General features: G+C 39.6%; 11 protein-coding genes and 1 pseudogene. 2 read left to right on the top strand and 10 right to left on the bottom strand.

Going from position 1 to position 13,615, the window contains the following annotated elements; all coding sequences use genetic code 11:
• From Q0X77_RS07255 to Q0X77_RS07215, 9 genes and pseudogenes are all read right to left on the bottom strand, one after another.
• Positions 1-1,007 (bottom strand): annotated as a pseudogene (locus Q0X77_RS07255) (hypothetical protein); the annotation flags it as partial.
• Positions 1,004-1,402 carry a hypothetical protein gene (locus Q0X77_RS07250; protein ID WP_297795225.1) on the bottom strand — a complete coding sequence of 133 codons (399 nt, stop codon included), beginning with the start codon at positions 1,400-1,402 and terminating at the stop codon, positions 1,004-1,006. The gene Q0X77_RS07250 and the pseudogene Q0X77_RS07255, both read right to left, overlap by 4 nt.
• A 310-nt stretch (positions 1,403-1,712) precedes the next feature.
• Positions 1,713-2,738 carry a DUF3500 domain-containing protein gene (locus Q0X77_RS07245; protein WP_297795223.1) on the bottom strand — a complete coding sequence of 342 codons (1,026 nt, stop codon included), beginning with the start codon at positions 2,736-2,738 and terminating at the stop codon, positions 1,713-1,715.
• Positions 2,738-4,177, bottom strand: a complete 1,440-nt coding sequence (locus Q0X77_RS07240) for a serine hydrolase (protein WP_297795220.1) — start codon at positions 4,175-4,177, stop codon at positions 2,738-2,740. Before Q0X77_RS07240 ends, Q0X77_RS07245 begins: the two co-directional genes overlap by 1 nt.
• A 215-nt stretch (positions 4,178-4,392) precedes the next feature.
• The gene (locus Q0X77_RS07235; protein WP_297795217.1) at positions 4,393-5,592 is read right to left on the bottom strand and encodes a HEAT repeat domain-containing protein; all 1,200 of its coding nucleotides are present in this window, start codon (positions 5,590-5,592) and stop codon (positions 4,393-4,395) included.
• Complete coding sequence (locus Q0X77_RS07230; RefSeq protein ID WP_297795214.1) at positions 5,589-7,739, bottom strand: HEAT repeat domain-containing protein; 2,151 nt, start codon at positions 7,737-7,739, stop codon at positions 5,589-5,591. The genes Q0X77_RS07235 and Q0X77_RS07230 overlap by 4 nt, the downstream gene beginning before the upstream one ends.
• 34 nt (positions 7,740-7,773) lie before the next feature.
• On the bottom strand, positions 7,774-9,999 hold the full coding sequence (locus Q0X77_RS07225; protein ID WP_297795212.1) for a M28 family metallopeptidase: 2,226 nt from the start codon (positions 9,997-9,999) through the stop codon (positions 7,774-7,776).
• 57 nt (positions 10,000-10,056) lie between these two features.
• Positions 10,057-10,551, bottom strand: coding sequence for a CIA30 family protein (locus tag Q0X77_RS07220; protein ID WP_297795209.1), 495 nt, complete (start codon positions 10,549-10,551; stop codon positions 10,057-10,059).
• Positions 10,552-10,821: 270 nt separating this feature from the next.
• Positions 10,822-11,445, bottom strand: coding sequence for a DUF2306 domain-containing protein (locus Q0X77_RS07215; protein WP_297795206.1), 624 nt, complete (start codon positions 11,443-11,445; stop codon positions 10,822-10,824).
• A gap of 181 nt (positions 11,446-11,626) precedes the next feature.
• Here Q0X77_RS07215 and Q0X77_RS07210 point away from each other — a divergent pair, with 181 nt between their 5' ends.
• Positions 11,627-12,235, top strand: a complete 609-nt coding sequence (locus Q0X77_RS07210; protein ID WP_297795203.1) for a trimeric intracellular cation channel family protein — start codon at positions 11,627-11,629, stop codon at positions 12,233-12,235.
• Here the strand turns inward: Q0X77_RS07210 and Q0X77_RS07205 are convergent, their stop codons facing one another.
• On the bottom strand, positions 12,236-12,961 hold the full coding sequence (locus Q0X77_RS07205) for a peptidylprolyl isomerase (protein WP_297795201.1): 726 nt from the start codon (positions 12,959-12,961) through the stop codon (positions 12,236-12,238). It abuts the gene before it with no gap.
• On the opposite strand from Q0X77_RS07205, the gene Q0X77_RS07200 reads away from it, so the two are divergent.
• Positions 12,960-13,601: a CoA pyrophosphatase gene (locus tag Q0X77_RS07200; RefSeq protein WP_297795198.1), complete on the top strand. Its 642-nt coding sequence runs from the start codon at positions 12,960-12,962 to the stop codon at positions 13,599-13,601. The genes Q0X77_RS07205 and Q0X77_RS07200 overlap by 2 nt on opposite strands.
• Positions 13,602-13,615 lie beyond the last annotated feature (14 nt).

Below are 13,615 nucleotides of genomic sequence, written 5' to 3'. Positions count from 1 at the left end.
GCCGCAGGTTCGGTATAGACCAGTTTATCTTCCAGGGCAACAGCATTTTTTAAATGTTCAATTGCTTTGGGCAAGTCTCCGTTAAGTGAGGCCAGTTCACCGGCGACAACTTCATAGGCTATATTGGCAATGGAAGCCGAGTTATTATTGGCGGTAGCCACGAGCTCTTCAAGTTCAGGGTCTTCTTTAAAGGCAGCAATAGCTTCCAACTCTTCTTTAGCTTCTTTAGCATTGTTTTTTCGCACAAATGCTATTCCCCGGGCATAGTGCCTCATTAGGTTTACATGTTTAATTTCTGGATTTGGGGCCGGGATGGTCAATATCTCATTCCATTTGCCAAAACGAACATAGGAAAGCATAGGGGTTGATGCAAAATCCTGAAGAAATGGAAGCGAAATCAATTCTCCGGTAGGTACTTTTTCAGCTGTTTTTTTAGCCGCATCAATGGCTATTTCACTTGCACCCAATAAACTTGCGGCAGACCAAAGGAAATGAATATTATGCGGGTAATACCCCAGGGGATAAAGTCCCTGTGAATAACATTGTGATATGTAGTCTTCATCGGCTAAAATAGCTGCCTGATTGGTCTTAACTGCGTCCAGATAACGACCTACCCTAATATAGATATGAGAAGGCATATGAACAATATGTCCTGCGGCAGGCATTAGAGATGCTAATTTATCAGCGCTTGGAACTGCAAGGTCCGGTTTTGGAAGCTCTACCATATGAATATAATAGTGATGTGCTCCGGGATTATCCGGATTTAATTCCATAGCGCGTTCCAGTGCTGCTTTGGCTTCGGTAATATTAGGTGACGGATTTCCATCCTTATCCCAATAATTCCAGGGTACAGTATTCATTACGGATGCAGCATATAGCGTTTGAATATTTGAATCATCCGGAAATTGTTTTACTACATCAGTCATAGCCTCCATATACGCCATATTCAATTCAGCCACATCTTTAGTTAGGTCAGTACTGTATCTTGATGTAAGTGCATTAATCAATGCCTGTTCTTTTGCACTTGCATTAGCGGCCAGTTTTTTCGCTTTTGATAATGCCTCATTATATTTCTCCTTGCGCTCGTCTGGTGGTATCGGGTCATCGCTTCCGCATGATTAAAAGCATAGGTGAGTTTTAAGCCCTGATTAAAAAATGTCTGGGCCATTTCTTTGGATGTAGAAATAGGGAAAGTAAGATTTCCCAGGTTTTCAAATAATGGTGAAATCTGTTGGGTGGTATCCACATCTTCCAATAAATATTTTGCTACGGTACATTTGATAGAATAAAAGGACGCTTTTTGGGAATAGTCCAGTTTTTTATCCTCATTTTGATTTTGTAAAAAATAAATCAAGGCAAGAAGCCCAATGGCCAGGATTAACAGGCTGGATTTTGTTTTCATTAGTTTTGTTGTTTGTTTTTTCTACCCTAGTCTTGTACCTCAAAGGCGATACATAAGTTTCGTTGAAATGGGGGAATTTGAAAACGACGAATTTGCATGGATAGTTATGGAAACTTCAATCGAGTTCGTTTAAAGATAAGGAATTAAATGTTTGAAGAAATAATTCTAAAGTTAAACTGTATAGTTGGTTGCTATTTATGCATAGAATGGGCATAATAATGGATGAATTCCACTCGCATTGGCTTCTGGGTCAATTCGTTAAGTTAACTGCAAAAAGTTGTGGATTCCGGACTATCGAAGAAATTATCTTTTAATGTTTATGACTTTCTTTATAATGTTCTTTCAGAAGGTCGCGCCCAAAATCATTCGTAAGATCCCTTACAGCGGTATGAACATGATTGGCATTATTCTGAGTATTGTCATATTCTATTAAAATTACGGGGTTTTGTATTCTGTAATAGTGGCCTTTTCCGGGTACTAAACTTCCTGCCCATGCAAATGAGAGCTCATTCATTCCCGCAGTATTTATTTTATCCATAAGAGACTGGGAAAACCCTGATTCATAATTGTCCAAATAAACCATAAGTAACTTTTCTAAAGCTTCTTTTTGATTTTTATCTAATTCTGCATAGGAAATACCCGGTGGGTCAAGGTTCGTTACAACTTGTTTATTAGTGGTGAAAATTTCTCTGGGAGCTTTTTCAGAAAAAAGGGCTTTGTCCAGCTGGTCTTTTGAAAGGGAGTTTACCATGGCAAACCCCAATTGTGTTTCCATCTTTAAAACCTCTTTGCCTTTTTGCGCTCCTTCCCGGACTATAGCCGGATTTGACCCCAGGAAAGATGGTGTAGAGGCAACAATCTTCCCACTTGAGGCGACAAAATTAAAGGAAATATGATGTCCTTCAAATCGCCATCCCCAAAACTGCTGAGTTGCCGGATCATTAAAAACACAAAAATGATAATTAAGTGCATCACGACCCGGTGAACCATCCGGCATTTTGAATTTACCTCCTTCAATCTCCAGCAAAACATCTTCCAGTGCCATAATTTCTTTTGTTTTTCGAAACCCTTCGCTGCTCAATGATTCTCTGAGCAGGGCCATAGCGGCCTCTTTTTGTTCATCATTAAAGTCATGAAAAGTGGGCCCTTTCCTTTTTATCGGTACGAAATGAAGATTAAGGCGTTCTTTGTCATCCAAATCAAAAATTGTAATTGACTTTAAATCCGGATCCAAAGTGTTTAAAAATTCAGCTGCTAAAGCATTAAGTTCCTGTGAGGATGAAATAGCCATAAAAAGGCTACAGCCAACCATTAGAAAAATTGATTTAAATTTCATTAGTCCCTGATTTTATTCGAATAGTTTCCATGCTGACTGTATCTGGTAACCTTCCCTGTTTCATCTCTTTCAAATACTATCATCTCTCCGGGTTCATCGTCTTTTCTTATCTTCTGAAAGCTATCCCCTTCTACATGCTTAAAGAAAATCATGGATTTTGACGGTGAGGTTGCCGGAAGGCTCAAAATAACCAGTTTTCCTTCCCAGGTTGAAATATAACTTTCACTACCCCATGGCTGATCACTATAATATCCGGTATATTCAGAAAGGTCTTTTTTAGGGGATTTATCTGCTATCGTTGAATCGGACTTTTTCACCTTCTTGAGAATGGCATGCATTTCCCTGGCATATTTATGAGGATTGGTCCCATTGGCATTGATCATAACAGCATAGGCCATTTTGGATTTTGGATTTAGCTGTATTCCCGATCTGTAGCCAGGACAGCTGCCACCATGCGAAACCCATTTTGTACCATCACTACCCTTTGAAACTGCAAAACCCAAACCCCAGGTTGTCTTCCAGTCGGGGTCTGTCCAGTGTACCTGCTGCATATATTTTAAGGTTGAGGGTTTAATGATTTCCGTAATTGTTGAATCCAATAACCGAAATTGCCAGGATGCAAATTTCCCAAGGTCCAGGACGTTAGATGAAAATCCTGCTGCAGCCATAATACCATTTGCCTGGAATAGCTTCACTTTTTTACGCTGCCCTTCCCTGTTTAAGGCTGAATACCCAATGGCCAATTGACTACCGTATAAACGTTCAGGGAGTTGTGTTCGGGTATCATTCAGTTCAAGTGGTTTTAAAATGTTTTCCTCTACATAGGTTGTAAAAGGAATTCCGGATACCTGCTCCACAATTTCTCCTAAAAGAGTGAGGCCTAGATTACTGTATTGAAAATACGTTGATGCAGGGTACAATGTCTCCTGATTGCCTAATTCTTTTTTGATTTCATCCTGGGTTGGAAATGGAAAATCGGGGCCGGTCCAATAAGGAAAATTAGCCTCTCTGGGTAATCCGGAGGAATGCGTTAACAAAGTGCGCACTGTAATAGGTCCGCTATCAGCAAATTTCTGATCCAGATTATACCAGGGCAATAGATCACTTACTTTATCATCAAGACGAAGCTTACCTTTATCATACAGCTTCATAATGGCCGTAGCCGTAAATAATTTTGAAATAGAACAGATACTGCAAATGGTGGTTGTTTCTGTATTTACGTCGGCTTCTATATTTGCTTTTCCAAAAGCCCCCGACCAGATTATTTCCTGATCCTTAATGATTGACGCAGAAATACCCGGGAGTTTTTCGTAATCTTTTTGAGCATCTAACCAAACCTGAATAACTTTGAAGGCTTCAGTATAGTCTTTTTTGGTCTCCTGCGCCTTAATATTCAGATATGTAAGACAAAGTAATAATAAAATTAATCGAAGTTTCATAAAGGTTTTAGGTAATTAAGATTTTTGAAATTATTAATTTTTTTAACTGCTATTAAATAGATTGCTTTCAAAACAAATATTGGGTTCTACGAAGATCCTATTTCGTGACGGTCCCTCTGATTTAAATTGAATTGTTCAAGGTAATAATTAAATTCCAATATCTGGAAACACTAAAAAGCCGGTTCGGTAAATCCCATTCGGATTTATTCAATTGATTATTTTCCCTTTAAATTTGATAAATATTCAACTAAATCTCTTAGTTCTCTTTTAGACAATACCGTGCCCATTGCCGGCATTGCCGATGGCATATTTTGTCTTTTCTTTATTCTTGAAACCGCAATTTCCATGGGCTCGGCATCAGAGGTTTTTAAAATGATCTCCTCCCTGTTTTCAGCTGCAAGGATCCCTGATACCACCTGACCGTCCTTAAGAGTCAAAGTCACAGATCCATACCCGGGTGCTAAGCGGGCGCCGGGTTCAATGAGCGATTCTAAAAGTTCTTCTCTACTCAGGATATTTGCAATATTATCAAGTGGCGGACCAACTTTGCCACCTGCTCCCCCAACGGCATGGCATCTTACACATTGAGCGGCAGAATTGTTCTTAAAAACATTCGCTCCAGGCCAATTTCTTCCGCCATAAAGGGCTTCCTTATACGAATCCACTGAATAACCACTATTTTTCAACCTGTCTAAACTGGCTATCAGTTCTGATGATTGAGTAGACTCAACAGCTTCAATTAGATCGAGAATCACCCCGGGCTCAAGCTGATTATATCCTGCTTTTTGAATCAGGCTCTTTAAGGCATCCCCACTTTGCTCAAGAGGCATCTCTGCCAATGCTGTGATCATTCCCTGTTGTTCCCGGACAGATCCATTTTTAAATATTGGACCTATTACACCCGGCAATTTGTTTTTGGGGATATTTAAATCAGGAATAAGTTGAACTGCCGCCGCCCTGACGTTTTCATCGCTGTCCTGCATCCCCTTCTTTACCAATGAGGCTATTTCAACATCTTGCAGTTCTCCTAAAGCTTCTATCATTGCTACCCTAACAGCCGGCCTTCGGTCCTTGTAAAAAATGGATTTTAACTGAGCATTATATGAAGTTATTCCAAGGGTACCCAGAATTTTGGAAGTCCCAATAAGTATATTTGGATCTTTGTCTTTTAAAAAAACAGGGATGTCCCCTTCAATTTTTTGTTTAACGATAATCGAATCGCGTTTAATTTCTCCCCTGAAACGCCCGTCTACCCTGTCTAAAACCGAAGGAGAGGCCCAGGTACCAATAGTTGCCAAAGCTTCCCCCCGTAGATCCCCTGAAACATCGGTTCTTTTGGCAAATGAAATTAATCTGATGTAAACCGTTCTCCTTTCAAAAGACCTGCCAAAGCGGGCATGTCTTCCGGAATTCACCAATCGTCGTTAATGGCCCTTGCTGCGTCGGTCACAATAGATTCATCCTTATCCCTTAGAAATACTGCGATTTTAGGATTTTGTAGCCGCCTTAAGACCAATACCGCGGCAATTCGCAGACTTCTTTGCGGACTCCTCACCAGGGAAATAATGGGTTTTATTTCACCAATTCTACTTAAAGCCAATACCCCGGCATGACGCAGGTAAACATCCTCATCATTGTTCACCGCAAGAAAATTAATTAAGGGTTGAACAGCCTCCTTATATTCTATTCTCCCTAAAGCCTGTGCCGCAAAGAAACGGACTCTGGCATTTTCATGCGTTAACAGCGGGATAAGACTTTCGCCTGCCTCTTTATAATATATATCGCCTAATACTTTAACGGTCTGGGCTATAATTTCAGGATCGTCATCATTCAACAAATCGAGTAAGGGTTCAGCCTTTTTATAATTTGTTGACGCGATCTGACCAATTCCCCAAATGGCATGTATCCTGGCAAATTGGGTTGTATCTTCAATGATAACATCTTTAAGGGTTCTGTAGCCCCAAAATGTGCGATCTGCCAGCTCAAATTGGGCTTTTTGCCTTATGCGCATATCCGGATAAGACAAGAGTTCAGCAAGATCGTCAACAGACAAATCATCATATTCCAAAGTCATGAGCCTTTTTGTCTCCAGTCTTTGCTCTTTCAGATCGTTTTTTGAATCCTCTACATCAAGTTTCCAGACACGACCATAATTTTTTGTTCCCCAGCCATTTATCCAGTCGGCAAGGTATAAGGCACCATCGGGGCCAAATTCTAAACCTGTGGGCAGGATACCGCTCAAAACATCCAATTCCTTTTCCAGGTCAAACGACGCACCTTTTGGCTTTAAGCTAAAAGACCAAATATGCGATAGTGCAGGATCACCAACAAATTCCACCAGGAAGAATTGATTTAACCAATCTTTTCCAAGTGCCGTACCAGGATTATAAACCATACCTGTGGGACCATTATGGTAGTTTGTTATTGGTGGTATTATATAGGCTGCTTGTCCTTCCCAGCGGGGCAGGTATAGTTTCTCATCCATCCAAACCTTATAACTATTGTTCTTTGGATCTGTATATTTTCCATATTGCCAATTAGCCCGCCATCCTGCATCTGAACCTTCAACAATATGCACAAGGCGTTCACTTTCGCCTCTGTGATCCCCATCATTATCCGAAGAAATTAAATTACCATATGCGTCAAAAACAAATTCGTGCGTATTTCGAAGTCCTCTTGCAAATACCTCAAAGTTTGTTCCGTCCGGATTACTTCGTACAATCATCCCTTGATTCGGGTAATGAAGTGTATCGCCTTCAACGGTGGTAATACTGGCACCAATATCACCAATTCCCCAATAAATCTTACCATCCGGGCCTTCAATGGCGCCTGACATTCCATGCGCTCCAAATCCAATATGAACCGCAAATCCGTGAGCAATTGAAGTTTTAGTATCGAGGACACCATCTCCGTTAGCATCTTTTATTCGCCACATATCGGGGCCTATACCCACAAAAATATCATCTTCCCGCACTAACAAAGCTCCTGCAACATCTGTAATTTCTTCATTAAAATCTTCCAGAATTCGAGTGGAAATATCTGCGACCCCATCTTTATCGGTATCTTCCAGTTTCCAGATTTCATCTTTTTCAACCGTTAAATCCTTCCAGTCATGGATGCTATCATTGTTAAGATCCGGAAACCATTCATTCTCTTCACTACGTTCTGGTGCGAATGTTTCACGTAAAAAAGCACGCCTGTCTTCAACAGTTTGAAGGCTTATTGAAGCTGTCATCCATTCCTGATAACCTCTAATATCGAATTCGGAATTTTTTTGTCTGTTGGTTCTTGTCAGATAGATATTCCCTTCATCATCAATATCAATGGCAATCGGATCCGGAGCCAAAGAATCCGAGGCCCACAAATCCAGGGTAAGCCCTTCTGCCAAATTTGGCGAAATATACTCCTGACTTGCATCCACTAAAGTGGTTGCGGATAGGGAATCCAAAACATAAGTCAATGGAACTTCCTTTGGGATTTTAGAATTCTGATTGCACGACTCTGACAATAAAACTATTGCAATAAAGGCTATAAAATATAAAAAGTACCTGCTTGAAATCATTGGTATTTAATTAACGAGATTTATTAGAACCAGACTATTTTTTCTTGGCAATTGAATAAAGTGATTCAATATGATGATTTAATTTATCCAATGTGAGCCCCAGTTTTTTAATTTGCTGCTGGGCTTCCTGCCATTCTTTTTGCTCTACTGCTTCCCTAACGCCAGGTAAGGTTTTAACGCCATACCCTGTATAGAAACCCGGAGCATAGATCTGGTGTTTGTACCAAGACCTTCTGGGCAAACCGGAAGCATCGGTTAAGGAGAGCTCGGTATGCATTAATTTTTTATTTAATGCTTCAAGATCACTATTTGAAAGGGAATTTAAATCTATTGAATTGAATAAATCAATAGATGCTTTTATCCTGGTCATACTATTTTGAATTGGCGTAAAATCCAGGTAGGGGATATGCTGTTTTTTCTGAGGTTCAATAAAGGGTTTAGTTGGATCTGAAGCCAGATAAAATGCATTATCCTCAATGAGGTTATTATGTTTTTCTACGTCTTTCCTCATGGTTTTACATAACTTCATTATTTCTTCAAGGTAGCTCGATAACGTCTGGTGCCAGGGGTCAAATGCTATAGGCAGCAGATCAGCATTTGCCAGTCGCAATACAATTCTGCCTGCGGTCTTCGCCAGAGTAGCCCCATAGGCGAACTCAGGGTCCTTAAAACGTTTATAATGCGAATACGTATCATAAATTGTATGATATTCTCCACCGGCATTTTCACCTCCAAAACCCAGATTCAGTGATGCAATTCCGGCATGCTGAATAAATGGGGTGTAATCAGAACCCGATCCCAGTGCGTACAATTTAAAGTCAGCACTTCCGGAATTTATTTTATCTCTGGCAATTTTTCTTTCCTTTATTGAAACACCCTTTTGTGGATCTGTAACCACATCTGCTACTTCAGCTACCAGGGTCTGTAGTGTGTGAGAACCACCAGCGTTAAAAAACCCCCTGCCATTACCATCGGTATTAATGTACGCGACTGCTTTTTCCTGCAATTCCTGTTTATGATCTTCTACCCATTCCGTTGAACCAATTAACCCGGGTTCTTCAGCATCCCATGCACAGTAGATCAAGGTTCGTTTTGGCCGTTGTCCCTTTTTGGCTAATTCGCCAACGGCTCTGGCTTCTTCCATTAAGGCCACCATCCCACTAACCGGATCTGCCGCCCCATGAACCCAGGCATCGTGGTGGTTTCCACGTAAAATCCATTCATCGGGAAACTGTGCTCCTTTAAGAGTGGCTATGACATTGTATGCCGGCTTTAATTGCCAGTCAAATTCCAGTTTTAGATGAACTTTTGCAGGTCCCGGGCCAATATGGTAGGTGAGTGGTAACCCCCCTTTCCATGCTACTGGAGCAACCGGACCTTTAAGTGCCTCTAATAATGGAGCGGCATCTTCATAGGAAATAGGTAATACCGGTATTTTTGTAATCGTTGGGGCATCTTTTCTGTCCAACCTGTCTGCTTTTTCGGTAGCACCATAACCCGGAGTGAGCACATCTCCCGGATATAAGGGCATATCCATAACAGATCCGCGTTGCACACCTGTTTTATTCTTAAAAGCACCTTCCGGGTAAACATCGCCCCGAACATAACCGTCATCCTCAGGATCAGAATAAATGATACAACCAATAGCTCCTTTTTCAGCCGCTAGTTTGGGTTTAATACCACGCCAGGACCCATAATATTTTGCGATAACAATTTTACCTTTAACATCTATTCCAAGTTTTTCCAACGCTTCGTAATCTGAAGGAATCCCATAGTTGACAAATACCAGTTCTGCCTCAACATCTCCATCTGTGGAGAATGCATTGTAGCTGGGCAATAATTCATCTCCCTGTTCTGTATATGGGTCACCTTCAACCGGCACAGCAGTCAATTTTGCCTTGTAGACAGTTGGAGCTGTTAATTCGAGTATTCTGACTTTTGGATATGGAAACAGTATATGATAAGTTTCAATTTTTGCGTCATAGCCCCAGGATTTGAATTGTTTCAGCATCCATTCTGCATTTTCCTTTCCAAATTCAGTGCCCACATAGTGGGGGCGCGCCGCCATTTTTTTCATCCACGAATCCAGATTAGTACTGGATATCTGGGATTCAAAAGAAGCTTCCAGTTCGAGCTGTTTTTTTATATTTTCAGATTTAAATCCTATGATATTTTGTGCGTTCAGGGCCACAGCAAAGAGTACACATAGGAATGTGGACAATGCTTTATTCATATTGGTTTGTATAAATTTATAATTCATTTTTTCGTTTTAAAAACCTGATTTGCAAATATCTTAGGGATATTTATATTTATCCGGCTATTCGATTATTATTTTGTCCAGGTATAATTCAAAATCTTCTCTTTTTTTGTTTCCAATTAGAATTGCAAATTGCTCCATATATTCCCCGGGATAATTGGGAAGATCTAGTTTATAACCCCTAAATGACGGGATCATTTCTGTAAATGGAATTTCAACAGTCTGCCATTCCCCATTCGTTTCTACATAGGCGATGTATGAATAATAATCCGAAACCATTGTTTTCACCCTTATCTGGTATCGCTTTCCATCCCCTTTAAGACGAAGCGTTATTTTCTTAAAGTCAGTGACCGATTTGGATTCGAAATTGTACCGAACTGAAGAGAAACCACCATTATTTTCGAGAGATACATTACCCCTGAATAAGCCATCTCCATTGTCATTAATGGAGAAATATCCTTTTGACAGACCTCCCATAACACCATCATTCACAACGATCCAGTTTTGGATATTACTTTCTTTGGAAAAATCAAATAGGACGAAAGGTTTAGACATTATAAATATGAAAATAACTAGAAATAAAATTCTCATGAATACCAGAATGCAGCTATACTATTTAAATATTAATGTTTTGATGTTTTAACGCAACGACGGTCTTTTTAATCCCATATACGTATTTGTATGCTTTGCGATTTATTTATAAAGACCAAAATCATTTCTTAAAAGTAGTGATAAATAAAACTCAATTTTAGAAAAAAATAACTGTATTTTATCATTTAATACTTCTAAATAAACAAATGACGGCACCCCTGGCAATTGGAAGATTTAGGTAAGTCTTCTTACGATGAAAATCTCCGCTATAAGGATATTTGGTACCCAACACAACCAGGCAATAATTTTATAGGCAGGAATAAAGTCCATATGCAATAAACCGGTGAATGTAGGGAGGTAAAGTCGAAGTGTAACAGCGGCAAAACAAAGTGCGTAACTACGGATCATCCACCGTTGGTGGTTCGTAACTTCTCCTTTTTTAATACTGGTATAAGCATTAAAGGTAGTATAAAGCCAAAGTATGGCAAGCCCGGCAAACCCAAGAGCAGGGATAATACCCCCTGTTGCATAAAATGCGATGCCCAAACCCGAAATACCGCTGAGTAATACAGACAGCACATATATTTTTCCTAATGTCCTGTGAAGGCCTATTCTTTTTACTCTTAGTCTTTTGTAAAACTGAGAAAATCCTGTGAGCAGGGCAAGGCCCCCTAAAAAAATATGTGTATAAAAAGCAGTAAGATAAATAGAACTATTGAGCAGCGCTTGAGGTTTTGACCCTAGAAGACTGTCTTCATAAGGTAATCCAATAAATCGCAAAGGATATAACCCAATAAAAAAGGCAAATAATCCAAGAAAGAAATAGCCTGTGTTCAGACGTCCTTTTTTTATATCCATAGCATACACTTCATAGCTTGTTGGTTGGGTTTTCCTTCACAAGACAATATTTATACTTGTATAATCTTACAATTTTATTATCATTTTTACAAAAATCAATTCTTTTGTGCCCCTCTTCCTGGCAAAGTTTATTTTTATAGTTTTAACGCTCAGAATTGGATTTACCTAAATAGCAGGAATTATGTTTTACTTTCTAATGGATTTATTAGGCACCGTAGCCTTTGCTATATCCGGAGTGCTTGTTGCTATGGAAAAACGCCTGGATCTGTTCGGGGTGTTTATTATTGCATTTGTCACCGCCGTGGGCGGAGGAACGCTCCGGGATTTACTCATCGGAAATACTCCGGTAGCATGGATGCAGGAAGCCACTTATATTATTACTATTGTTGGTACTGTAATTCTGGCTATAACCTTCAGTGAAAAATTAAAATATTTACGAAAGTCATTATTTCTTTTTGATACACTGGGAATTGGTTTGTATACGATGGTTGGAATCGAAAAAGGTCTAAATGCAGACCTTTTACCAGTTATGTGTATTATTCTGGGTACTATTACGGCTAGTTTTGGCGGTGTTATCCGGGATATTTTATGTAATGAAATACCTGTAATATTTCATAAGGAAATATATGCGACAGCTTGCGTGGTGGGAGGACTCAGTTATTTTTTGCTTAGAAAACTTCCTTTGGGGGATGAATATGTTTATTTGGCTTCTATTCTTATTGTTATAGGTATACGATTATTAGCCGTTAAATATAGAATAGTGCTTCCCAGTATCTATAAAACTCAATAATTACTCCACAATTTCGGCCTTAAGTATGTAGATGTTTTTCATGGGCCAGTCACCGCTGTCTACCGGTTGCTGGTTTATATTATCTACTACATCCATCCCGCTAACGACTTTTCCGAAGGGTGTAAAATCACCATCTAGATGATAGGAACCTGGTTTTGTAACAACAATAAAAAATTCATACGGAGAGGCAAGCATGTGGGGATTATCTATTTCACTGCTTGGCATGGAGATAGTGCCCCTGTGATGTTTGTAGCCTTTACGTGTATCCGGGGGTAAAAGATAACGTCCAATGGCTTTGCGCTTGGCGGCCGTCTCTTTATTATCTGCATTCCCTCCCTGAATGATAAAATCCTTTACCACCCTGTGAAACATGGTGTTATCAAAATATCCCTTTTTGGTCAAGTATATAAAATTAGCTTTGTGGTAAGGTACATTATCATATAATTCTACCGTAAAACTACCCATACTGGTAGTAAGCTTCACCTGCGTTGTTTTAAGGTTTTTCTGGTAGTCGAAAAAGAAATCTATAGCGTTTTCTTCGGTTAGTACAAAGACGTCTTCTTCTACTTCTTTTACAATAGGGTCAGCAATTGAATCTGAAAGAACGGGTTCAGACTCTACAGCTTCGGGTTTATCTTGCTTGTCGTTATTAGAAGGAGATTGTTTACAGGAACCAAAAAAAAATATTGGTAATATTGCAAGGAAGGTAATTCTTAAAAGCGACATGTACTATACAGATTTTGAAGTTCAGGTATCAAAAATAAAAAATCTACCTCTTCCGGGTACATCTTCACACTATAAAATGGCTCCTCAAATTCGAATTGACGAATTGGAGAAACTGAAAAGTAAGAAGCCAAACCCCAGGAAAGCCGGGGTTGTTGCTTTATTTTATCCGGATGAAAAGCAACTAACTAATTTATTGCTTATCCTTAGAAATACCTATCCCGGGATACATTCTAATCAGGTAGGACTCCCGGGAGGCAAGGCGGAAAAAGGGGATAAAGACCTGCTAGACACGGCGCTTAGGGAAGCTCATGAAGAGGTTGGTGTTGAACCTGGAGATGTTAAAATAATCCGTCCGCTAAGCGAGATTTACATACCACCCAGTAATTTTGATGTACAACCCTATATTGGTTTATACAATAAGCGAAAGCCCTTTGTTAAGGAAATAAAGGAAGTAAATGAACTGGTTGAAGTCCCACTTATGGATTTTATGGATGATTCCAGGATGATCACCCAAATTTTGTCAACTTCATACGCGGAAAGTATTGAGGTACCTGCCTTTAAATTAATGGGTTATACCGTTTGGGGGGCGACTGCTATGATGTTAAGTGAAATCAAAGAACTTTTCAAACAGGTGTTATAAGGCATATTTTGTAG

Source organism: uncultured Eudoraea sp. (assembly GCF_947258925.1).
Classification (GTDB): Bacteria; Bacteroidota; Bacteroidia; order Flavobacteriales; family Flavobacteriaceae; genus Eudoraea.
Note: the sequence above shows the minus strand (reverse complement) of the source record. Positions and strands in the feature narration are given on the sequence as shown.